The following is a 24420-nucleotide window of genomic DNA, read 5'->3' on the forward strand; positions in this document are numbered from 1 at the left end:
CTTACTTATCTTCACATTTCGTTGCGCGTTTTTACTTGAATATCGATCATTTTTCAACCAATCTTCATCCATAGAGTTTGTTTTTAGCAATCGTTTTGATGGTCTTGATATTTAAAAAAACGATACCGAAGTTCCAAGAACAGCCTTCACCGGATGACTTCAGACAAAATGAAGCAGCATTTCTTTCATTTTTCCTTGCAGGCACGGTGATGCTGTAGCAGCCGGGAGAAATACAATAATGCTTTTTATACTCAGTATCGTCATTCTTGTTTTTACACTGTGGGCGATTTTCTATTTTCAGCTGTCTCGCAACAGCGGTGCCATGACCCTGATCGCGGTCAGTATTGTCTCTGCCTTTATTAATCCCTGGTCCTTAATTTTAGGCATTCCGTTAATTGTGCTGAGCATAATTGTGATGGTGGATGCCTTGCGCATGAAAATCATCACCCAACCCGCGTATAAGGCTTTGTCACAAGCCATGCCAAGCATGAGCAGCACCGAACGTGAAGCACTGGATGCCGGCACCAGCTGGTGGGAAAAAGAGCTGTTTATGGGTGCGCCCAACTGGGATACCTTTGAGCAATATCCCTATCCTACGCTCAGTGCGGAGGAACAATCCTTTTTAGACAATGAAGTGGAACAGCTGTGCAACATGCTGGATGAATGGGAAATCCATCATAAGCACAAAGATTTATCTCCTGAAACCTGGCAGTTTATTAAAACCCATGGGTTTTTGGGCCTGATTATTCCCAAGGAATACGGCGGCAAGGCTTTCAGTTCTTTTGCGCAAAGCCGGATTATGAGCAAAATTGCCTCACGCTCCCTAACCGCCGCGGTCAGCTGTATGGTGCCCAATTCCTTAGGCCCAGGTGAGTTGCTGCTGCACTACGGTACCGATGAGCAGAAAAAACGTTACTTGCCCGGTCTGGCCAAAGGCGAAGAAATTCCCTGCTTTGGGCTGACCAGCCCGGAAGCCGGCTCCGATGCCGGTGCCATCCCCGATACTGGCGTGGTCTGCTATGGCCAGTTTGAAGGCCGGCACGTACTGGGTCTGAAAATGAATTTCTCCAAACGATGGATTACATTGGCACCCATTGCCACCGTGATTGGTCTGGCTTTTAAACTGTATGATCCGGAAGGCTTACTCGGCGATAAGACTAAAACCGACTACGGCATTACCTGTGCGCTGCTGCCGGCCAATCACGCCGGAGTGAAAGTCGGGCCGCGCCATCATCCCGGTTCACCATTTATGAATGGCACGGTCGAAGGTCAGAATGTGTTTATTCCGCTCGACTGGATTATTGGTGGTGTGGAAAATGCCGGTAAAGGCTGGCGCATGTTAATGGAATGTCTGGCCGTCGGTCGCGGGATTTCCTTACCGGCACTGTCAACCGCTGCCGGGGAAATGACCTATTTAAATGTCGGTGCTTTTGCGCGAATCCGCCAGCAATTCAAGTTGTCGGTGGGGAAATTTGAAGGCGTACAGGAAGTCACCAGTGATATTGCCAGTGAAACCTATATGCTGGAAGCCTTTCGCTATCTGGTGACCTGTGGACTGAATCAGGGCGGCAAACCTGCCGTGATGACCGCGATGGCCAAGTACTATGCCACAGAGTCTATGCGCCGTGTGGTTAATCATGGTATGGATGTGGTCGGTGGCCGCGCCATCCAGTTGGGTCCACGGAACTTTCTGGCGCTGACCTATCAGGCCATTCCAGTTTCCATTACCGTTGAAGGGGCCAATATTTTAAGCCGCTCGCTGATGATTTTTGGCCAGGGTTCGATGCGTTGCCATCCGTATTTGTATGAAGAATTACAACTGCTACAAGCCCCTGATAAAGATGCCGCGCTGACACAATTTAATGAACTGTTCTACCATCATCTCGGTTATACCTTTAACCGGACTGCGCGCGCATTTGCCTTTGGCTGGTTTGGCGGTTCATCCGATGCTCCGCAACAAGCCGATGAATTTAGCCGGCCTTATTACAAAACCATCAACCGTTTTAGTGCGGCCTTTGCCCTGACTGCCGATATGTGTCTGGGTTTATTGGCCGGTGATATTAAACGCAAGGAAATGCTGTCCGGACGCCTGGCCGATATTCATGCGCAGCTGTTTATTGCCACCGCCATCTTAAAATACTATGCACATGGGCAAAAAACCGCAGATGAGCAACTGCATGCGCAACTGGCTTTAGACAAAGCACTGTTTAATGCACAAGAAGCCTTCTTTGGACTGTTCAATAATTTCCCTATGCAGCTGGCGGCTGGCGTCGTGAAATTGATCTGCTTCCCGTGGGGCCGTGCCTTGCAGCCACCAAGCGATCAGCTGAAACGTGATGTGGCCATGAGCATGATGCAGGACAATGCTTTTCGCCAGCAGCTGAAACAGCATGTTTTCTATAACACGGACCCGGATGATGTCTTTGGCCGGATGGAAAGTACCTTCCAGAGCTTAACCGAGATTGAACCGCTGTGGGATCGCTTTAAAAAAGCTGAAGCCAAAGGCAGTTTTGATGGCCTCAGTTTTGAAGAACACATTGCCGATGCCCTAAATACCGGCGCGATTCAACCCGAAGAAGCTAGCCAGCTACTCAGTTATAACGCGCAGCGCTTTGACAGTATTCTGACCGATATTTTCGATATGCAGCTGGAACAGACCCTGCCACTAGACAATCCGCATTTAATTGAACCTTTAGGTGTCGATACGGAAGCTCATCCTCCGGCAGCATCGGCAGAACCGAAAACCGGTGGCACCGCACAACTGGCCACAGATCATCATAAAGAGGATCCGGAACCGTTTATCCGTTTTTAGTTATATGCTGAATATTGAATAAAGTGGCTTTCGGGCCACTTTTTTTATGGACTGGAGACGAGGCTTCTAACAGACATTCTACGACCATCTTCCAATGGTATAGACTGCATAAGCCGTTAAGCTACATCGAAAACAATATTGAGGGAAACAAGATGTCACAACAAGATTATGACAATGGTTTAAAAGTACGTACAGAAGTCATGGGTGAAAGTTTTGTGAAACGTGCGCAGGACAATACCGTGCCGTTTACCCAGCCTTTGCAGGACTGGATTAATGAACATGCCTGGGGTTCTACCTGGCAACGTGAAGATGTATTGCCGCGCAAATATCGTTCACTGGTGACAATTGCCTTTTTAACTGCGCTCAAAAGCCCGACTGAATTAAAAGGTCATGTACGCGGGGCTTTAAATAATGGCGCGACAGTGGAAGAAATTCAGGAAGTGCTGCTACATAGCCTGCCCTATTGCGGCGCACCGGCTACGCAAGAGGCCTTCCGTGCGGCGTTAGAAGTCATTCAGGACTATCAGGCCAACTCGTAAATTTCGGACGAGTTTAAATCCAGTACACATTAAAGCTGTAAAAGAATTCACTGACTTCAAAACGTACCTGATAACCAAGCTGGGTCAGTTCGGCAGAGAGATTGCGAATTTCTTCCAAAGGCAAATGTTTGGGCAATACCGTAAATACTGCAGTGTTGCCCTGCTTGGCATTCTCTTCAATTAAACTGGCTAAACGCGCTTTATACAGGTTGATGTCCAGATTGGCATGCGCCGAAAGCACTTTTGCATCTTCTGCGGTTAGAAAGTTCACCATTTTTTTCTTCTCTTTTTTTGTTCCGTTGTATGGGTCTAACTTAAAAAATGCTACGGCTCCGCTCAACTCTATTTTTGTAAGTAATTTAAATTAAAGATGAATTGGTTTACATCGACTGCTGTTATCCATCCTCTGATAAATCAAAAACTCCCTTATCCTGGTTTTCTCTCTAAGTCATAACAGACGCAAACAAGGAATATTTAATCTTCATTTTATAATTAACGCATGATCAGGTTCTGAGAGGTAAAAGAGATTAAATAACTTAGGCTATTTTGATATATGGGTTCCGTTAAACTTCCATCGTTATTACCTAACTCTCTCCTGCTCAATTTTATATTTCAAAGCGGATATTTGATTGTTCTATCTATGAGCCATAAAAAACGGAGCCGATTTGCTCCGTTTTTCTCTTGAGTTTTATAGGTTCAAGACCATTATTTTTTAGCCTTCCATGCACTTTGTACCTGGCTGGCAACTTTTGGATAATCCAGAATAAAACGCATATGCGACTCTACCCCGGTTTTTAAGGTTTTATCATCGACAATAAAGTACGGGTTATGGTTCGGTGCGGCTTTACTCATATCCTGATCAGCTGGTGTCGCACCCAGGAATACAAATAAAGATGGCATCAGCTGGCCATAATAAGAAAAGTCTTCACTGGCGCTCTGGTTATGTTCTAAAACATGCGCCTTACCTTCACCCGCGGCCTGAATTAAAGATGGCGCCATCAATTCAGTTAAGGTTTTATCATTGGTGGTGACCGGCGCATACGGTGAAATTTCCACTTTGGCTTTTACATCATTGGCTTGCGCGGTGTGATCAATCATGGTTGGCAGGTTTTTGTAGATGCTTTGACGGATATCTTCATGATTGGAACGAATGGTTCCGATCATCGAAACCTGTTCAGGCAAGATATTACCACTGGTACCACCCTGAATCTGCCCGATACTGACCACGCCCATGCCTTTACTCAAGTCGGCACGGCGCGACACCATGGTCTGTAAATTCTGGATAATATCAGCCGCGGCGACAATAGAATCACGTCCTTTCCACGGCATTGAACCATGTACCTGCTGACCGGTTAAAGTCACTCGAATATTGTCGGCACTGTTTAAAGCCACACCATCTTTATAGAAAATATTGCCACTTGGCATACCTGCCATCACGTGCATCCCAAAAATCACTTCAGGTTTTGGATTATTCAGCGCGCCATCGGCAATCATTTTACGTGCACCGACCTGATCACCATTCAGGAAGTTATCAATATCGGCACCACCTTCTTCCGCAGGCTGAAATACAAAGACCACGGTACCGGCAATTTTATCTTTATTCTCTGCCAATGCTTTAGCCGCACCTAATAGCATGGCAGTGTGGGTATCATGTCCGCAGGCATGTGCGACCGGTGTTTCTGCACCCTGATAAATACCTTTGGCTTTACTGGCAAAAGGCACTTGGGCTTTTTCTTCCATCGGCAAGGCATCCATATCGGCACGTAAGGCCATAATTGGACCCGGTTTTGCACCTTTTAATACGCCAATCACACCGGTTTTGGCAAAGCCTTTTTTCACTTCAATGCCGTAAGAACGTAATTCTTTTTGCACCAGTTCCGACGTTTTAAATTCCATATTGCCAAGTTCAGGATTGGCGTGAATATGATGACGCAATTGAATGGTATGCTGCTCGACTTTTGTAGCGGCATCATCCACCCAATCTGCAAAAGCAAACTGAGAGATACTCATGGCTAACCCCAAGCTAAGACAGGTTTTAGTGAGCTGCATGGAAACTCCATTTTTATAACCGTTTAAAATCTTATCTTCGGAGAATTTAGGGTTAAAATACAAGGCTATTGTTGTAATTTTATATAGTCATTTGCACTATACTTGATATTTTAAAAGTTGAAAATTACCACAATTTAGCGAGCAATTTTGCGCTATGACTCAAAACATTTCATTTCAGATTGGCTTTTTTCCGGCAGACCTTTTAGGCTTATAGCAAATATTTTCTGGATATGACCATGTCGGACGCCATCACAGTTCCTCCCGCCCTGATTAACCGTGCGCTTGCAGGCCAAGCCGATGCCCAGTTTGAGCTGGCTGAATTGTATATGCAAAGCGAGTATGAAGATGACAATCTGCTGGCTGAAGAATGGGCCTTAAAAGCCGCTGAAAATGGTCATTTGGAAGCCATGTACTGGTTGGGCGAAGGCTACACCGTTTATGCCAAAGACGTGCAGGAAGATGATCCTGAAGATTCCAAAACTCACTTTGAGTTAGCCTATTACTGGTTGAAACAAGCAAGCGAACAGAAACATGCAGGCGCAATTCTGGAGCTGGCTGGCTATTATCGTCGTGGGAATGTGGTAGAAAAAGATATTCCGACCTCGGTAAATTTGGTTCAGCAAGCGGCTGAACTCGGTGATGCACAGGCCATGCGCGATTTGGCTTGTATTTATGAACATGGCCTGGGGGTCGAGATTAATGAAGCACAGGCAGATTACTGGGCCGAAAAAGCCAAAGCTGCCGATTAACCCATTCAACCCGATCAAAACCTCATCAGATGATGGGCTTTTTTATATTGATGCATGGAGATAGGCGCTGGATTAGCCGGAATTTTTAATTGTTTTGGAGATCAAAGAACACTACAGTGAGAAACCGGAACAGTTTAGCCAGATATTCAACAATTTCAGATTGGAACTCTGGGCAATTTCCAAGTACAATACTGCGCTAGTCGAGGGATGCTGCGACGTTTTACAGGTACGAAATGTAAAAGCGCTAGGCTCGACCATCGGTCAAACATCCGCTTTGATCAACAACGGCATCCGCGAACTGAATGATCAATTGTTTTTATTAAGGAGATCGTGATGAACGCGGTTAATGCTTCATTTACTGATTACAAAGTAGCAGACATCACTTTAGCAGACTTCGGTCGTAAAGAAATCAAACTTGCAGAAGCTGAAATGCCAGCCCTGATGGGTCTGCGTAAACGCTACTCTGCGGCTAAACCACTTGCTGGCGCTAAAATCCTGGGTTGTATCCACATGACAATCCAAACAGCAGTTCTGATCGAAACTTTGGTTGAACTTGGCGCTGAAGTACGCTGGACCTCTTGTAACATCTTCTCGACTCAAGACCACGCTGCTGCTGCCATTGCTGCGTCTGGTGTTCCTGTGTTCGCTTGGAAAGGTGAAACTGAAGAAGAATACGTGTGGTGCTTAGAGCAACAAATTAACGTAAATGGCACGCCTTGGGATGCCAACATGATTCTGGACGATGGCGGTGACTTAACTGCACTTGTTCACGAAAAATACCCAGAAGTTTTGGCGAAAATCCACGGTATTACTGAAGAAACCACCACAGGTGTACAACGTCTGCTTGAAATGTGGAAAGACGGTTCTCTGAAAGTACCTGCAATCAATGTAAACGATTCAGTAACCAAGTCTAAAAACGACAACAAATACGGTTGCCGTCACTCACTCAACGATGCCATCAAACGTGCAACCGATATGCTTTTATCTGGTCGTCGTGCGCTGGTCATTGGTTACGGTGACGTAGGTAAAGGTTCTGCGCAATCACTTCGTCAAGAAGGCATGATCGTACGTGTTTCTGAAATCGATCCTATCTGTGCAATGCAAGCCTGCATGGACGGTTATGAAGTGGTTTCTCCATACAAAAATGGTGTTCAAACCGGCAAGAAAGAAGACGTTAACGCTGACCTTCTTTTAAACACTGACCTGATCGTAACAACAACGGGTAACTACCACGTTTGTGACGCTGCCATGCTGGATACATTAAAAGCAGGTGCTGTTGTATGTAACATCGGTCACTTTGACACTGAAATCGACACCAACTACCTACGTGGTTACAAGTGGGTTGAAGTGAAACCTCAAGTTCACCAGGTGTATCGTTCAGAAAATGAAAACGATTACCTGATCCTGCTGTCTGAAGGTCGTTTAGTGAACCTGGGTAACGCAACAGGTCACCCATCACGCGTGATGGACGGTTCATTTGCCAACCAGGTTTTAGGTCAAATGCACTTGTTCGCTGAGAAATTTGCTGATCTTCCTGAAGATCAAAAACAAGCCGCGATTCGCGTTGAACTGCTTCCGAAGAAATTGGACGAAGAAGTTGCAGCTGCAATGGTTGCAGGTTTTGGCGGCGTTCTGACGCAATTGACGCAAGAACAAGCGGACTACTTAGGTGTAGCGGTTGAAGGTCCGTTTAAATCGGATGCTTATAAATATTAATTAGCCCTCACCCCATCCCTCTCCCATAGGGAGAGGGTGAACTCTCAAATCATTTACATTACGAGTTTTACTTGTGAAATTTAAGTAATTTGAGCCAAGACTCTGCGTTATTCAGTAATGAATACTCCTCTCCCTTTGGGAGAGGTCAGGGAGAGGGTGAATAAAAAGTATTTATAAAAAGGATTTCAACATGTCAAAACAGATTCCGATTTCATTCGAGTTCTTCCCAACCAAAACTGATGCCGGTGCAGAAAAACTCAAGACCGTACACCAAGAGCTTCAGCTTTTAAATCCAGAATTTTTCTCGGTGACCTATGGCGCTGGTGGTTCAACTCGTGAACGTACCTTATCGACCATTAACGACTTCAATGGCAAAGGCACACCGGTTGCGCCTCACCTGTCTTGTATTGGTGATGATAAAGCCCGTATTGCCGAATTGCTGGACCTGTACAAATCACAAGGTATTGACCGTATTGTGGCACTGCGTGGTGACTTGCCATCCGGTCAGGTTGGCTTGGGTGAATTGCCATATGCACAGGATCTAGTCCGCTTTATTCGTGAACATTCCGGTGATCATTTCCATATTGAAGTGGCTGCCTATCCGGAAATGCACCCACAAGCGGAAAGCTTTGATAAAGATATTCAGCATTTTGTTGAAAAAGTAAATGCCGGCGCCAATGCAGCCTTAACGCAATTCTTTTTCAATCCGGATGCCTACTTCTACTTTGTTGAGCGTATTCAGCAAGCCGGTGTCAATATTCCGGTGGCGCCGGGTATTATGCCAATTACCAATGCCAGCAACCTGATTCGCTTTGCCGATAGTACTGGTGCTGAAATTCCACGCTGGATTCGCAAGCAACTGGCGACATATGGTGATGACACGGCATCGATTAAAGCCTTCGGTCATGAAGTGGTGCTGAAATTCTGTGAACGCCTGATTGCAGGTGGTGCGCCAAGTCTGCACTTCTACACCATGAACAATACCGAGCCTACCCGTCAGCTTGTGACTGATCTTGGTTTAGCCTAATTTTCTTTTTGCGAGTTGTACTTTATGCCACGTTTTTATATTGAAGCTGAATTAACGGTTGAGACGCAGCTCGCGCTGACCGAAACCGTGTTTCACCATTGGTGTAAAGTACTGCGCGCACAAGTGGGCGACACAGCCACCCTGTTCAATGGACAAGGTGGCGAATATGAAGTGACCCTTACCGACGTCCAGAAAAAAACAGCAACGGTGATGGTCAACAGCTTTAATCCGGGCAACCGTACACCTAAATTCAAGGCCCTGCTCGGTCAGGTCATGAGTAAGGGCGACCGGATGGATTATGCCATTCAAAAAGCGGTGGAACTCGGCGTTTCCGAGATTCAGCTCCTCACCTCTGAACGCTGCGAAATGCGTCTGAAATACGACCGTGACCAGAAAAAACTGGATCACTGGCAAGGTATCGCCATTGCTGCTTGTGAGCAATGTGGTCTGAATATTGTGCCTAAAATTCTCCCGCCGATGTCGCTGGAAAAATGGCTCGACACCAATCTGCCAGCCACCAAACTGGTATTAGCACCCAACAAAGATGAAGTGAATGTCTTACACAATGCCACGCCAGAACTTGCCCTGTTAATTGGGCCTGAAGGCGGCCTGAGCGAGGCTGAAATCAGTAGCGCAAATACGAAAGGTTTTGTGAACTGGTGTATAGGCGAGCGCGTGTTAAGAACTGAAACTGCGCCTGTGGTCGCACTTTCTATTTTAAATTTTAACTTCAGCGTGTAATTCGTCTTATTTTTAGCTGAATGCTGAGTCAGATGATTGCTTTTTTAAAGTTTACTGACTAATCTCAAAATATTATTTTACAATTTCACCTAATATCAGGTTATTCATAAAATAAAATGGATTTTTACATACTCTGTAATTTATAGGGTTTTGGGGATATATGTCAGACCATCAGGATGAGCTCATGGAGCAGTATTTGTATGCTGCCCAAATCACCAATACAATCCGGCTGATGCGCTTCTTTTTGCTGAGCATCCTCATTCTCTGTTTTTATATTTATTTTATTTTTCACTACTCTTTTAATTTTTCAACTTTCGCATTTAATGCCTGGTTCCTGCTGAGTGAACTGGGGCTGGCCGGCTGCCTGTTCTTTAATGAAATGCGCTTTAAGCCCGGTCAATACAGTATTCAAATGGCACATCGCTGGATCAAGCTGGTATGCCTGCTGGTTGGTATTAGCCTTGGTATTGGCATTGCCCTGCTGTACTATTTCCTGCCGAAGTACAGTCTGGAGATGAGCACCTATCAGGCCATTATTCTGGCGGCTTTGCTGGTGATTATTAGCCAGACCTTTGCCCTCACCTTTTTAACCCAGCGCCTGAGCTATTTTTCGCTGGTATTTATTCCGGCCATTGTGCCGTATTTAATTTCCCCGCTGTTCTTTAACAGCAACACCGAACCGCTGTTTTATCTGGCCACCAACTTTGCCTTAATCTGTCTGCTGATTTGTGCCAATACCTCCATGCACATGCATCGCCGGCTATCTAGCGTCTATTTCAAGAATAATCAGCTGAAAAAACAGGCCGAACAGCAAGTGGCCTGGACCGACCAGCTATGCCAGCAACTGCAAACGGAAATGAACCGCTCCAAAGACATTGAGCAGCAGTTGCAGTTTAATAACCAGATGCTGGAACAGAAAGTGAAAGAGCGGACCTTTGATCTGGAGCAAATCCATAAAGCCCTGCAAGATCAACAGGCCAATCTGGTGCTGGCGCATGAAGTGGCCGGGTTAAAACCATGGGATTGGGACATCAAGCATCGCCTGATTACCCTGACCAATGAACACCAGCAGCTGAAAATGTCCGGCTCCAAAGCCCATCATCACAAACTGCAGCAACTGATTCACCCGGATGATCTGGCGCATTTTCGTAACACCATGAAGCAGCATCTGCGTGGCCAGACCGACCGCTATGAAGTGACCTACCGGGTACAGCAAAGCAATGGCAAATGGGTCTGGGTACATGATGTTGGCCGTGTGATTGAGCGTGACCCCGAAACCCGGCGTCCATTACGCATGGTCGGTATCCGCCGTGACATCCATCAGGAAAAAACTGATCAGGAACGCCTGAAACTGACCGCCAGCGTACTACAGCAGGCAGCAGAAGGGATTTTTATTCTGAATGAGGACCTGCGTTATATTGAGGTCAATCCGTGCTTTGAACAGCTGACCGGCTTTAGTCGCGAGCAGATTATTGGCAAACATCTGTTTGATATTGCCAGCAATTACAAATCACGGCAGCGCAGTATGCACAATGCCATTGTCAAGCAACTGCTCAAAGAAGGCGAATATGATGGCGAAATGGATGAAAAATACCTGTCGGGCAAAGAGCTGACCATCCGCCTGCACATGAATACCGTCAGCAATGAGCAGAACCGCTCTACCCATTATGTCGGGATTGTCTCGGATTTAACCGAGCGCCGCCGGCAGGAACAGCGCCTGTCCTATCTGGAAAATTATGACACGCTGACCGATCTGCCTAACCGGTTTTATTATAACTATCAGCTGCATCAGTATCTGGTGTCCCATCAGGATTCGATTAAACAACTGGCGGTGATTCGTCTGAACATCGACCGGTTCCGGGTGCTGAATGAATATTTAAGCCATAATGGCGGCGATGAACTGCTAAGACAGGTGGCACAGCGTTTACGCCTCATTAATGCCGAAGCGCTGTTGGTGGCGCATTTAAATGGCGATGACTTTGCCATTATTTATGAGCTGTCACATATTCGCCCATCGGTGCAGCAGCATTGCGAACGTATTACCAAAGCCTTCTCGGCGCCGTTTAATATCCAGGGTCAGGACCATATTATTACCCTGTCGATGGGCGTGTCTTTATATCCTGAACATGGCCGGCAGCTGGATTATTTAAACAACTGTGCCGAACAGGCGCTGTCGGAAGCCAAGCGTCTGGGCGGTAATACCACCAAATACTATTCGCTGGAAACCACCAAGCTGTTAGAGCAGGACGTGCACATTGAGCGCGATTTACGTCAGGCCATTAAAAATGATGAGCTGATCGTCTATTACCAGCCAAAAATCAATTTCCATGATCAGCAGGTCTCCGGTTTTGAAGCCTTGGTACGCTGGAACCATCCGGAAAAAGGCCTGATTCCACCCGGCTTATTTATTCCAATTGCCGAGCAAACCAGCCTGATTTCAGAGATTGGCCATATCGTAATTCAGCAAACCGCCAAGCAGATTCGGGACTGGCAGGCACTGGGCTTTGATAACATCCGGGTTTCGGTCAATATTGTGGCGCAGCAGCTACAACGCGGACATTTGCTGGAAGATATTGATGAGGCGCTCAATACCTATCATATTTCCGGTGAAAGCCTGGAACTGGAAATTACTGAATCGTCGTTGCTGGAAAATACCGACGAGGTCAAATATATTCTGGAAGAAATCAAGAAGCGCCATATTCATATTTCGCTGGATGATTTTGGTACCGGTTATTCTTCCCTCTCTTACTTAACCGATTTTCCTATAGATGTTTTAAAGATCGACCGCAGCTTTGTGTCCAAGATTGGCCACAGCAAGCAGGAAGCCATTGTCAGTGCCATGATTGCCATGGGCAAAGCCATGGGCATGACCATTGTCGCTGAAGGTATTGAAACTGAACATCAACTTCAGTACCTCAGAAAGCTCGATTGCGACATCGCCCAGGGCTTTTTATTCTCCAAACCGCTGCCACAACAGGATGCGACCCGCTTCCTGAGTGAAAAAATGCAGACACCACTTATTGTTAGTGAATCTTAATCTATAGCTTAAACTTCTAAGTTTGTTCTAAAAATGCGCAGCTTTGACTGTGCTTAGTGCGTAAGTAATGGTATATTCGAGCAGATTTAGCACAAACCGCCAGCATCGCTGGACACAGTAACATACGAGATTCAGATGGACGATCAATCATTAAAACAGCAGGCTTTGTATTATCACGAATTTCCTACTCCAGGTAAAATCAGCGTTACCCCAAGTAAGCAGCTGGTCAACCAACGTGACTTAGCGCTTGCATACTCACCTGGTGTCGCGGCACCATGTTTAGAGATTGAACGAGATCCTTCTACTGCAGCACTGTATACAGCACGTGGCAACCTGGTTGCCGTGGTGAGTAACGGTACCGCTGTACTAGGTTTAGGGAACATCGGTCCTTTAGCGTCTAAACCGGTTATGGAAGGTAAAGGCGTTCTATTCAAGAAATTCGCCGGCGTCGATGTATTTGACATTGAAATCGCTGAAAATGATCCAGACAAAATCGTTGATATCGTTGCTGCACTCGAACCAACCTTTGGCGGGATTAACCTTGAAGACATCAAGGCACCAGAATGCTTCTACATTGAGCAAAAACTGCGTGAACGCATGAACATTCCGGTGTTCCATGATGACCAGCATGGTACGTCAATTATCGTCGGTTCTGCGCTGCTGAATGCGCTACAACTGAACGGCAAAAACATTGCCGAAATCAAGATTGTGGCTTCAGGTGCCGGTGCTGCTGCCCTGTCGTGCCTGGACCTGCTTTGTGCCCTGGGTGCGAAAAAAGAAAATATTATTGTGGCGGACTCACGCGGTCTATTGACCACCAAACGTGAAGGTCTGGACGAGTCGAAAAAACGCTACGTACAGGATATTGAAGCAACCCAACTGGCCGATGTAATTGCCGGTGCCGATATGTTCCTCGGTCTCTCTGCTGCCGGTATTCTGACCAAAGAAATGGTCAAGCAGATGGCGGCTAATCCAATCATCTTCGCTCTGGCTAACCCGGATCCGGAAATTCTGCCTGAACATGCCCACGAAGTACGTGATGATGTGATTATGGCAACTGGACGTTCTGACTATCCGAACCAGGTGAATAACGCGCTGTGCTTCCCGTACATCTTCCGTGGTGCGCTAGATGTCGGTGCAACCACCATTAACGAAGAAATGAAAATTGCCTGCGTACACGCGATTGCACGTATGGCGCACATAGAAGCAGATGCGGCATCCTATGGTGAGAAATCTGCTTCATTTGGTCGTGACTATTTAATTCCACGTCCGCTTGATCAGCGTCTGATTCTTGAAATTGCTCCAGCGGTTGCCAAAGCAGCGATGGATTCAGGCGTGGCAACACGTCCAATTCAGGACTTCTCGGCTTATCATCAACGTCTGTCAGAGTTTGTATATAACTCTGCGTTTATGATGAAACCAATTTTTGCGCAGGCGAAAACCGATCCGAAACGCATTGCCTATGCAGAAGGCGAAGACTTACGCGTTTTACGTGCAGTACAAATTGCAGTGGACGAAGGTCTGGCACAACCGATTCTGGTGGGTCGTACCGCGGTTATTGAAGCGAATATCAAGAAACTGGGCTTACGTCTGGAACATGGTGTGAATATCACTATTGTTGATCAGGAGAAAAACCCGGATTACGAAAAATTCGCTGATGATTACTACAGCATCATGCAGCGTAAAGGTGTAACGCCTGAATATGCGCAGCGTGAAGCACGTCGCCGTTCGACTCTAATTGCCGCAATGCTGGTGAAACATGGTCTGGCTGACGGTATGTTATGTGGTACTTATTCAAGCTACGACATTCACTTAGACTTCGTCAGCAATATTATTGGTCTGAAAGAAGGTCACAATACTTTCTTCACTCTGAATGCGCTGATGCTGGAAGATCGTAACCTGTTTATTGCCGACACTTACATCAACCGTAATCCGACAGCTGAACAGCTGGCTGAAATGACCATTCTGGCCGCTGAAGAAGTACGCCGTTTTGGTGTAACACCACGTATTGCCCTGCTGTCGCATTCAAGCTTTGGTTCAGACCAGAACGATGCCAGCGCGCAAAAAATGCGTAAAGTGTTTGATATTCTGTCTGAGATTGCACCAGAACTTGAAGTGGAAGGTGAAATGCATGGTGATGCGGCACTGGACGAAAATATTCGCCATTTCGCATTCCCGAACTCACGCTTCAAAGGTTCAGCTAACCTGCTGATTATGCCGAACCTGGATGCAGCCAATATTTCGTTTAACCTGTTGAAATCGACTTCAGGCAGCAACGTGACCATTGGTCCAATTTTGCTGGGCGCAGCGAAACCGGTACATATTTTAACGCCAACAGCGACCACCCGTCGTGTGGTGAATATGACTGCGTTAACCGTGGCAGAAATTCAGCAAGCGGAACAAGACGCGCTATAAAAACTGAATGCCGAGTGAAAAGCTCGGCATTCTGACTTGAGAAAACCTCTATTCTGTTGCATGATGACCTCAAGAATAGAGGTTTTTTCATGCAAGTTTATTTAGTAGGCGGTGCGGTGCGAGATCATTTGCTGGGGCACCCCTATCACGAAAAAGATTATGTGGTTGTCGGGGCAACACCCGAACAGCTTCTGGCCCAAGGCTATCAGCCCGTGGGCAAAGACTTCCCTGTGTTTTTACATCCTGAATCAAAAGAAGAATATGCACTGGCCCGTACCGAACGTAAAGCCGGTCAGGGCTATCATGGTTTCGAGTTTTATACTGCACCCAATGTCACGCTGGAAGAAGATTTAATCCGTCGTGACCTGACCATTAATGCCATGGCCATGGATGAAAACGGCCAGGTCTATGATCCTTATGGTGGACAGCAGGATCTGGCGCAAAAAGTGCTGCGTCATGTTTCCGACGCCTTTGTTGAAGATCCATTACGTGTGCTCAGAATTGCCCGTTTTGCCGCGCGTTATAAAGCGCTGGGCTTTCGTGTGGCCGATGAAACCCTGGCCCTGATGCGCACGCTGGCAGCGTCTGGCGAGCTGGACACCTTAACCCCGGAACGGGTCTGGAAAGAAACTGCACGTGCCTTGCAGGAAGATCATGCCGATGAATACTTTGAAGTGCTGCGTCGCTGCGGTGCCTTAAAAGCCTTGTTCCCGGAAATTGATGCCCTGTTTGGGATTCCACAGCGCCCGGAATATCATCCGGAAATTGACTGCGGCGTGCATACCTTAATGTCCCTGCAACAGGCCTGCCGCCAGAATTACAGTCTGGATGTGCGTTTTGCCGTGCTGGTGCACGACTTGGGCAAGGCCCTGACCCCAGCCGATGAATTACCGCGTCATATCATGCATGAAGAACGTGGTATTCAGCCGGTTACTGACCTGTGTGACCGCCTGAAAGTGCCGACCTATACCAAACAGCTGGCACTGGCGGTGTGCAAGGAACATTTAAAATGCCATCAGGCCCTGACCTTGAAACCGGGCACCTTATGGCGTCTGCTACAGCGTCTGGATGTATTGCGTCGCCCGGAACGGGTAGAAGCCTTTGTTCAGGCCTGTGAATGTGATTCGCGTGGCCGTTTAGGCATGGAAGATCGGGACTATCCGCAGGCCGATTATGTGCTCAAAGCCATGCAGGTGGTGCGCGGCATTAAAGCGCAGGATTTACCGCCTGAGATTAAAGGCCCCGATATTGGTGAAATGCTGATTCAGCGCCGCATTAAAGCGATTGAAGTGCTGAAAGCAGAATATACCGCTGCAAGCTAAAATTGAGTCATAAAATTAAAAATACCCGTGCTATACACGGGTATTTTTATTTCCTAGGGATGAACCATCCCCTGCGCTGATCTGGATCAACCTGCCTTAAGACTGCTCGGCCGGAAAAGTAATTACCTGTTCCAAACGCATCTGCTGGGTGGCAACCATCAATAAACGGTCAATACCCAGCGCAATACCTGAACATGGCGGCATCTGAGGCAAGGCACTGAGCAGATATTCATCAAGTGGCATCACATGCAAGCCCAGTTTTTCCCGCTCCTGATTGTCGGCTTCAAAACGGCCACGGAGCACCTCGGCATCAGCCAGTTCATCATAGGCATTGGCCAGTTCCAGCCCTTCAATGTACAGCTCAAAACGGGCGGCAACCAGTTCGCCATCTTCATCGACACGAGTTTTGGCCAGTGAGGCCAGTTCCGGCGGGAAATCGGTCAGGAATACCGGCGTATCAAAGCCCAGACTAGGCTCAACCATATGCGAGAACAACAGGTCGATATAGCCCAGACGATCATCACCTAAATCGAGGCTTAGCCCGACACGCTGACAGCAGGCTTTCAGTTCCTGCAATGTCGCTTGCAGCGGATTCAGATCCAGCCGATCCATAAAAGCATGTTTATAACTCAGTACCGTTGGACGTACTTCACCAAAACGCTGTGCCAAGGTCAGATTGAGTAAATCGGTGACTTCAAACATCAGCTCTTTCAGGCTAAAACCCGGGCGATACCATTCCAGCATGGTAAATTCGCTATTGTGTTTGCGGCCATGCTCATCATCACGAAACACCTTGCAGATCTGGTAAATCGGGCCACTGCCACTGGCCAGCAGGCGTTTCATGGCAAATTCAGGCGAAGTTTGCAGATAATGCGTCTGCTGCTGGCCCAATACATGACGCTTGGCCTGTACCGAGCTTAAATGTACATCGGTGACACCGGCCTGCGACAAAATAGGCGTTTCCACTTCCAGCACTTCGCGCTCAGCAAAAAACTGGCGAATCTGGGCGTACATCTTGGCGCGGGCGCGCATGGCCTCAAGGCTACAGGTCGGCTGATAGTTCAGGCTCATGCGGCCGGCCCTCCATGCGCAGCCCATTCACGGCGCAGCGGATAAGTCTTGCGTAAATGGTCAAAGGCCTGCTGATCGACCTTGCCGTCTTTTAAGCAGGCACGTAATTTGGCATCATCGGCGGCAATATCATACATCTGTGGCAGATGCTGTTGCATTGCGGCTTTTAACGGCTGACCACTAAAATAATCGTTGCACGGCGGCAACTGGCTTTCAAAACGTTTGTGCGCCACTTGTCCAAAGACTTCACAAAAAGCGGCATAAATCATTTGTGTGCCGCGGGCTTTGCCTTCCAGACTGTAACCGGCAATATGCGGCGTTACCAACGTGACCAGATTTAATAATTCGGCAGAAATTTCCGGTTCATGCTCAAATACATCCAGCACCACCGCACGCCCGGTCTGCTGGATATCGGCCATTAATGCCTGCTCTGCCACCACCGGACCACGCGCTGAATTAATTAAAATTGCCTCCGGCTTCATCTGGGCCAGGGTTTCGGCATTGAACAGATGATAGGTCGGATACGGACCGGTTTTGGTCAGCGGCACATGAATCGAAATGGCATCGGCCTGAGCCAATACGTCTGCCAATGCCAGTTGCTGCACACTTTCACGTTGCACCAAAGGATCATAAGCCACCACTTTCCAGCCCAGCAGTTCCGCCATTACCGCCAGACGCGAACCGACATTGCCCAGTCCGATAATGCCCAGACAGAACTGCTGGCCTGCTTCCAGTAAGGCTGGACGCACATGCAGTAAGGCGGTAATCACATATTCGGCAACCGCCTGTGCATTACAGCCGGCGGCATTGGACCAGCGAATCTGCTGCTGTTCCAGCGCGGCAATATCCAGATGATCGGTACCAATGGTGGCACTGCCCACAAAACGCAGCTTGCTGTGCTGGATCAGTTCGGCATTGACCTTGGTTACCGAGCGCACCAGTAAGGCTTCGGTATCGTGCAGGTCCTGCGCAGTTAAGGTCCGGCCCGGACGATGGGAGATTTCACCAAACTCGGCAAAAAAATAATCGGTAAAGGCCAGATTTTCATCGGCAATAATTTTCATAAGGCAATCCAATGCTTTGATCTGTCCATGATAACGCCTGAAGGCCCTGCGGATGAAGCGCTATTGCAGTAAATACACTGAATATTAACCGCAGCAAAGCCGGCCCATCAGGCTTCACCCAAATACAACTTGCCGAAGCCGAATAAAACAATATATGTTTTTATAATATGTTATAGTCAAGGCCAGTCTTAATCTTCTCCCCCGTTTATTTTTAACCAATGAAGGGCCTGCATATGACACCTCGCTTTAGCAATCCATGGGATGAACGCTACCACAGCACCGATCATTTATATGGCGAAGCGGCCAACGTTTTTATTCAGCAGATGGCCCAGCAGTTAGCGATTTCTGGCGCTACGCTGGGCATTGCTGAAGGTGAAGGCCGTAACCTGATTTATCTGGCCGAGCGCGCCCGTGAACAGCAACTGCCGTTTGCCGGACTACTCTGGGATTATTCGACTGTTGCGCTTGAAAAAGCCCAAAAACATGCCCAGGCCAAACAGCTGACCTTGGACACCGCCGCGGTGGATTTAAGTCAGGTAGAATGGCCGGAAAACCAGTTTCAGCATGCGATTTGCGTGTTTGGTCATGTCAATCAGCCGACCCAGCAGAAATTACTGCACGGCGTGCGTCATAGCCTGAAATCCGGTGGCTGGTTCATTGGCGAGGTCTATTCCAAAGCACAACTGGCCTATGCCACCGGTGGCCCGGGCAATCCTGACATGCTGTATGATCCACGTGATTTTCTAGAGATCTTCCAGCAAGATCATCTGCTGCATTTCTTTGTCGGTGAAGTGGAACGTCATGAAGGACAGCTGCATCAGGGGAAGTCGCATGTGATTCAGTTTGCCATTCAAATCCGTAAATAAAGCATAAAAAAGGAGGATGAATCTGCATTGATTCATCCTCCTGCAATTCGATTCCTGCTGCTTACTGGCTTATCCGCCTTTTTCAATCTGGTCCAGAATGGCACATTCCGCGCTGTGATTGCCCTGACAATGCTGCGCAGATTGCTGCAACAAATTGACCATGTCCTGTAAACGCTGGATTTTCTGGTTCAGCTCATCAATATGTTTTAAGGTCAGCGCTTTCACTTCTGCACTCTGGCGGCCGCTATTTTTCCACAGCGAAATTAGTTCTTTCATTTGCTCGGTAGAAAAGCCCAGCTCGCGGGCATGACGAATAAAATTCAGGGTTTTTAAATCCTGCTCGGAATAGACCCGATAACCGGCAGCACTGCGCTGGGCAGCCGTGAGCAGGCCGATACTTTCATAATAACGGATCATTTTGGCAGAGATGCCCGACTGCTTTGCGGCTTGACCAATATTCACATGCTTCTCGCTCAATACGGCGGTTTAAGACCTGCCTCCGATCTTAAACCGAAAATGTCCTGACGCCAACGGCTATTGCAGCGGCGCGGCAAAGCGCTTCAGGCGTAAAGCATTGCCCAGCACAAACACGGATGACAGTGCCATTGCGCCTGCAGCAAACATCGGCGACAGTAAAATGCCCCACAGCGGATACAGCACGCCGGCGGCAATCGGAATTAAGGCCACGTTATAAACAAAGGCCCAAAACAGGTTCTGGCGGATATTGCGGATAGTGGCCTGACTTAAAGCAATCGCATTGGGAATGCCTTTTAAACTGCCGGACATCAGCACCACATCGGCGGCTTCAATGGCTACATCGGTACCGGTGCCAATGGCCAGCCCGACATCGGCCTGTGCCAGCGCCGGGGCATCATTAATCCCATCGCCGACAAAGGCCAGACGGCCATATTGCTGCTGCAATTCACGTACGCTATCGACTTTGCCTTCCGGCAGAACTTCGGCAACCACAGTATCAATTTTTAGCTGCCGGGCAATCGCTTCGGCGGTATGCCGGTTATCGCCGGTGATCATTGCCACTTTTACGCCCAACTGATGCAAGGCTTCAATCGCGGCAAAGGTGCTGTCTTTGATTGGATCGGCCACGGCAATGATGGCCGCCAGTTGATCCTCTACCGCCACATACAGCGGTGTTTTTCCCTCCTGCCCCAAACGTACCGCAACCTGATCAAAGGCTGTGGTACTTAAACCCAGCTGATGCATATAACGGTCGGCCCCGATATGCAGCCATTGACCATTGACCTGCCCTTTCACGCCGGACCCGACAATCGAATCAAAATCGCTCACAGCTGGTAAAGATAAGCCTTGTTGCTGGGCGGCTTCGACAATAGCAAAGGCAATCGGATGCTCCGACTTGGCTTCTACCGCCGCCACCCAGCTTAATAATTGCGTCTGCTCAAAACCGGCCTGTACATGAAAATCGGTCAGTTGCGGCTTGCCTTCGGTTAAGGTGCCGGTTTTATCTACCGCCACCACCTGCGCTTCCTGTAACAGCTGCAAGGCTTCGCCTTTACGGAACAGAATGCCCATTTCTGCCCCACGTCCAGTGCCGACCATAATCGAGGTTGGAGTGGCCAGCCCCATAGCACATGGACAGGCAATAATCAGCACCGCTACAGCATTGACCAGACCAAAGGTCAGCGCCGGTTCAGGACCAAAAATCAGCCAGACCAGAAAGGTCAGCACAGCCATTAGCATTACGGCTGGCACAAACCACATGGTGACTTTATCGACCAGCGCCTGAATGGGCAGTTTGGAGCCTTGCGCCTGCTCGACCATGCGGATAATTTGCGCCAGCACCGAATCTGCCCCCACCGCAGTTGCGCGGATGCTCAGGCTGCCATTCTGGTTGATGGTGCCGCCCACCACGGCGCTGCCTGCCATTTTTTCTACTGGCAGCGGCTCTCCGCTAATCATCGATTCATCGACATAACTGCGGCCGTCCAGCACTTCCCCATCCACCGGAATCCGCTCTCCTGGGCGGATATCGACCTGCATACCCGAGCTGACTTCAGCCAGCGGCACTTCCACACTTTGGCCATTACGTACAATGCGGGCGGTTTTTGGCTGCATGCCGATCAGGTGCTGAATTGCCTGCGAGGTGCGGCCTTTGGCTTTGGCTTCAAAATAGCGTCCCAGCAAAATCAGGCTGACAATCACCGCGGCAGCTTCAAAATAGACATTGACCGTGCCTTCCGGTAACAGCTGTGGCATAAAAGTCGCCACCACCGAAAAGCTGTATGCGGCCAGGGTTCCGACTGCCACCAGCGAGTTCATATCCGGCGCGAAACGCAGCAAGGCCGGAATGCCTTTTTGATAAAAACGCCGGCCCGGAAATAGCAATACCAGCGTGGTCAACACGAACTGCAACAGCCAGCTCGGCATCTGCCCGATCTGATGCATGACCCACATATGAAAAGCCGGAATTAAATGCGAGCCCATTTCCAGCACAAATACCGGAATGGCCAGCACCAGGGAAATTAACAGATCACGTTTTAGTTGCTGCTGCTCGCTGGCTTTCTGATCCGCCTGTTCAGTGGTGGTCGTGGTCTGCAGCTGGGCATCATAACCAGCCTTACGGATGGCCTGAATCAGTTTATCGGCACTGACCGTAGTATCAGCTTCGACCCAGGCCTGCTCAGTGGCCAGATTGACATTGGCTTGCTGCACACCCGGCACTTTTTTCAGGGCTTTTTCTACCCGCGCCACGCAGGAGGCACAGGTCATACCGTCAATTGACAATTCGATGGGTGCCGCGACGACCACATCATAACCGGCACGCTCAATGGCTTTGACCAAAGCGGCCCGGTCAAGTGGTGCGGAAGATTCCACCACGGCCTGTTCGGTGGCCAGATTGACATTGGCCTGCTCGACCCCATCCACTTTTTTTAAGGCTTTTTCCACCCGGCCTACGCATGAAGCACAGGTCATGCCCTGAATAGACAATGTTTCACGAAAAACAGCAGATGAATTTGAGATGCTCATGCCCTACCTCGGCCAATACCCGGATTTCCCTACAGCATACAGATTGACATCATGGGAAGGTCAAGTCTCTGCGCATAAAAATTTGGCTTGACCTTCCCATCATGACAAGCTTTAAACTGAAAGCATCTTCACATGACTCATGGAGCATCTTAATGAAACTGCATATTGCCAATATGACTTGCGGCGGCTGCGCCCGCGGTGTGACAGCCACCATTCAGGATGTGGACCCGAATGCCAAAGTTGACATTGATCTGGACAGTAAAATCGTGACCGTTGACAGCAGTGCCAGCGTAGATCAGCTGGTGGCGGCGCTGAATGAAGATGGTTTCCCGCCAGAAGTGCAATAATTTCCAGGCACTCTCAAAACCGCTACTGTCCAATACACTGCTAGCGTCAAATAAAATCGCCTCCGTGATGCGGGCATCAGGGAGGCGGCAAAAGACGAATGACCTATAACGGACAACGGGACATGCAATAGGTCATTCTAAACCGGACAAAAAAACAAAACACGCTTAAACTTAAATATGCTTAAACAGCGCCGAACGGGCCGAACCGGATGCCCCATCGGCCGCACTCAGGAAGCGCTCGGTGTGGATGTCACGTTCAAACAGGCGGCTTTGCATTAAGGTTGAAATCGCGGCATCAATCATCACCGGTGGACCGCATAAATAGGCTTTGTGACCACTGCATTTGTGTTCAAAATAATCCGCCACTGCTTCATGTACATAGCCGTTAAAGCCAGTCCATTGATCTTCCGCCTGCGCGGCATTCAGCGCCGGAATATAACGGAAGTTCGGATAGTCCTTGACCAGCTGCTCAAACAGTTCGCGGTTATACAGTTCGCTTAAATCTCGCGCGCCCTGGAACAGGTAAATAATCCGGCTATCGCCCTGTTCCAGCAAGTCCAGAATCATGGATTGTGGGCTGGATAAACCCGAACCGCCAGCAATAAAGATTACATCCTGATCATCGGATTTACGTACAAAGAATTGTCCATACGGCCCGGACAATTGCAGTTCTTCACCCACACTCAGTTCCTCATGCACATAACTGGTGGCGGTGCCACCTTCGACCTTACGGATATGCAGTTCGATAATACCGGCTTCACTTGGCGCATTGGCAATCGAGAAAGCGCGCGTGCCCTCAACACCCGGAAACTGGATATTGATGTATTGCCCGGCCTGAAACTGCATTGGACGGTCAATCTGCAAACGCAGACCTTTAATAGTCGGTGACAGGTCTTTTATTTCCAGCACCGTGGCCTGATAATCTTCCACCAGATAGCCCATGAAATCTTCATCTTCATCGACATCGGCTTCAATAATCATGTCAGATTCCGGTTTGCAGCAGCAGGCCAGCACCTTGTTTTCTTCACGTTCGATATCCATTAAGGCAAACGGCGATGCCTCTCCAACATCATAAAAACCGTCCGTGACCTGGACTTTGCAGGTGCCGCAGGTGCCATGCCCGCAGGCAAAGGGTAACCACACGCCTTGACGTAAAGCGGCATCGAGAATGGTCTGGTCTTCTTCCACGTCAATGGTGGTGCCAATCGGTTCAATGGTAACTTGATAACTCATGCGCATTCTCCTTAAACGTGGGCATCCTGATAGCCTTTTAGTTCCGGGCTGACAAAACGCAGCAGGGATTTGTGGTCAAAGCCTAGCTCGGCCAGTGTTTTGGAAAAATCGGTCTGTAAAGGTTCATGGTTTAACACAAACTGCACCGTTGACCAGTCCAGCTGCTCAAAGTCGGGATGCTGATGAAAACCGGCCTGAATCTGCTGATCGATCAGATCCTGCAAGGTCTGCTGCGGTGACACCACAAAGGCATGAGCCGCACAATATAAGGTGTGATGATCCCAGCCAATATACAACAGCATGTTGTCGCCATAGTGATGCTGGGCATCGCGCGGTTCGAATTGATAATGGTCTTGAATTGCACGTACAGTCATGAGAAATCTCCTAATTCCTTGAGCGGGTCATTGGCAGCAATGACCCAATTCCATT

General features: G+C 48.4%; 19 protein-coding genes. 11 read left to right on the plus strand and 8 right to left on the minus strand.

What is annotated here, in order from left to right:
* Positions 1-238: 238 nt before the first annotated feature.
* Entirely contained in the window at positions 239-2812 is a 2574-nt protein-coding gene (locus FTU54_RS01225) for an acyl-CoA dehydrogenase (protein WP_180074312.1), read from the plus strand.
* Positions 2813-2964: 152 nt separating this feature from the next.
* Positions 2965-3351, plus strand: coding sequence for a carboxymuconolactone decarboxylase family protein (locus FTU54_RS01230; protein ID WP_104484600.1), 387 nt, complete (start codon positions 2965-2967; stop codon positions 3349-3351).
* 13 nt (positions 3352-3364) lie between these two features.
* Here FTU54_RS01230 and FTU54_RS01235 read toward each other — a convergent pair whose 3' ends face one another.
* Positions 3365-3625, minus strand: coding sequence for a hypothetical protein (locus FTU54_RS01235; RefSeq protein WP_005179143.1), 261 nt, complete (start codon positions 3623-3625; stop codon positions 3365-3367).
* Positions 3626-4056: 431 nt separating this feature from the next.
* A complete protein-coding gene (locus tag FTU54_RS01240; RefSeq protein WP_160241160.1) occupies positions 4057-5400 on the minus strand; it encodes an amidohydrolase in 1344 nt (447 codons plus the stop codon).
* Between the two features lie 236 nt (positions 5401-5636).
* Between FTU54_RS01240 and FTU54_RS01245 the strand changes: the two genes are divergently transcribed.
* The 7 genes from FTU54_RS01245 to FTU54_RS01275 all read left to right on the plus strand — a co-directional run bounded on the left by FTU54_RS01245 (position 5637) and on the right by FTU54_RS01275 (position 16407).
* Positions 5637-6149 carry a tetratricopeptide repeat protein gene (locus FTU54_RS01245; protein WP_005179148.1) on the plus strand — a complete coding sequence of 171 codons (513 nt, stop codon included), beginning with the start codon at positions 5637-5639 and terminating at the stop codon, positions 6147-6149.
* A 333-nt stretch (positions 6150-6482) separates the two neighbouring features.
* On the plus strand, positions 6483-7865 hold the full coding sequence (ahcY, locus tag FTU54_RS01250; RefSeq protein ID WP_005179150.1) for an adenosylhomocysteinase: 1383 nt from the start codon (positions 6483-6485) through the stop codon (positions 7863-7865).
* 190 nt (positions 7866-8055) lie between these two features.
* Entirely contained in the window at positions 8056-8892 is an 837-nt protein-coding gene (metF, locus tag FTU54_RS01255; protein ID WP_016659212.1) for a methylenetetrahydrofolate reductase [NAD(P)H], read from the plus strand.
* Between the two features lie 24 nt (positions 8893-8916).
* Entirely contained in the window at positions 8917-9633 is a 717-nt protein-coding gene (locus tag FTU54_RS01260) for a 16S rRNA (uracil(1498)-N(3))-methyltransferase (RefSeq protein ID WP_168395923.1), read from the plus strand.
* 160 nt (positions 9634-9793) lie between these two features.
* A complete protein-coding gene (locus FTU54_RS01265) occupies positions 9794-12670 on the plus strand; it encodes an EAL domain-containing protein (protein ID WP_035363240.1) in 2877 nt (958 codons plus the stop codon).
* Positions 12671-12805: 135 nt separating this feature from the next.
* Positions 12806-15085 (plus strand): NADP-dependent malic enzyme, encoded by a 2280-nt coding sequence (locus FTU54_RS01270; protein WP_104488292.1) that lies wholly within the window; start codon positions 12806-12808, stop codon positions 15083-15085.
* An 89-nt stretch (positions 15086-15174) separates the two neighbouring features.
* Entirely contained in the window at positions 15175-16407 is a 1233-nt protein-coding gene (locus tag FTU54_RS01275) for a multifunctional CCA addition/repair protein (RefSeq protein WP_075168179.1), read from the plus strand.
* Between the two features lie 96 nt (positions 16408-16503).
* Here FTU54_RS01275 and epmA read toward each other — a convergent pair whose 3' ends face one another.
* Together epmA and FTU54_RS01285 are read right to left on the minus strand one after the other, a co-directional pair.
* Positions 16504-17478, minus strand: coding sequence for an EF-P lysine aminoacylase EpmA (gene epmA, locus FTU54_RS01280; RefSeq protein ID WP_075168178.1), 975 nt, complete (start codon positions 17476-17478; stop codon positions 16504-16506).
* On the minus strand, positions 17475-18542 hold the full coding sequence (locus tag FTU54_RS01285; RefSeq protein WP_180074314.1) for a 4-phosphoerythronate dehydrogenase: 1068 nt from the start codon (positions 18540-18542) through the stop codon (positions 17475-17477). Before FTU54_RS01285 ends, epmA begins: the two co-directional genes overlap by 4 nt.
* A gap of 233 nt (positions 18543-18775) precedes the next feature.
* Between FTU54_RS01285 and FTU54_RS01290 the strand changes: the two genes are divergently transcribed.
* On the plus strand, positions 18776-19408 hold the full coding sequence (locus FTU54_RS01290) for a class I SAM-dependent methyltransferase (protein WP_005179171.1): 633 nt from the start codon (positions 18776-18778) through the stop codon (positions 19406-19408).
* Positions 19409-19477: 69 nt separating this feature from the next.
* On the opposite strand, the gene cueR is transcribed toward FTU54_RS01290, so the two are convergent.
* Positions 19478-19870 (minus strand): Cu(I)-responsive transcriptional regulator, encoded by a 393-nt coding sequence (gene cueR / locus FTU54_RS01295; RefSeq protein WP_005179173.1) that lies wholly within the window; start codon positions 19868-19870, stop codon positions 19478-19480.
* A 72-nt stretch (positions 19871-19942) separates the two neighbouring features.
* Complete coding sequence (locus FTU54_RS01300) at positions 19943-22411, minus strand: heavy metal translocating P-type ATPase (RefSeq protein WP_005179175.1); 2469 nt, start codon at positions 22409-22411, stop codon at positions 19943-19945.
* A gap of 152 nt (positions 22412-22563) precedes the next feature.
* Between FTU54_RS01300 and FTU54_RS01305 the strand changes: the two genes are divergently transcribed.
* Positions 22564-22758: a heavy-metal-associated domain-containing protein gene (locus FTU54_RS01305; RefSeq protein WP_005179178.1), complete on the plus strand. Its 195-nt coding sequence runs from the start codon at positions 22564-22566 to the stop codon at positions 22756-22758.
* A 171-nt stretch (positions 22759-22929) separates the two neighbouring features.
* Here FTU54_RS01305 and FTU54_RS01310 read toward each other — a convergent pair whose 3' ends face one another.
* On the minus strand, positions 22930-23991 hold the full coding sequence (locus tag FTU54_RS01310) for an NADH:ubiquinone reductase (Na(+)-transporting) subunit F (RefSeq protein WP_168384576.1): 1062 nt from the start codon (positions 23989-23991) through the stop codon (positions 22930-22932).
* A gap of 11 nt (positions 23992-24002) precedes the next feature.
* Positions 24003-24365, minus strand: coding sequence for a phenol hydroxylase subunit P4 (locus tag FTU54_RS01315; protein ID WP_104511304.1), 363 nt, complete (start codon positions 24363-24365; stop codon positions 24003-24005).
* Positions 24366-24420: the final 55 nt, after the last annotated feature.

The organism is Acinetobacter sp. YH12116 (assembly GCF_013418895.1).
Taxonomy (GTDB): domain Bacteria; phylum Pseudomonadota; class Gammaproteobacteria; order Pseudomonadales; family Moraxellaceae; genus Acinetobacter; species Acinetobacter indicus.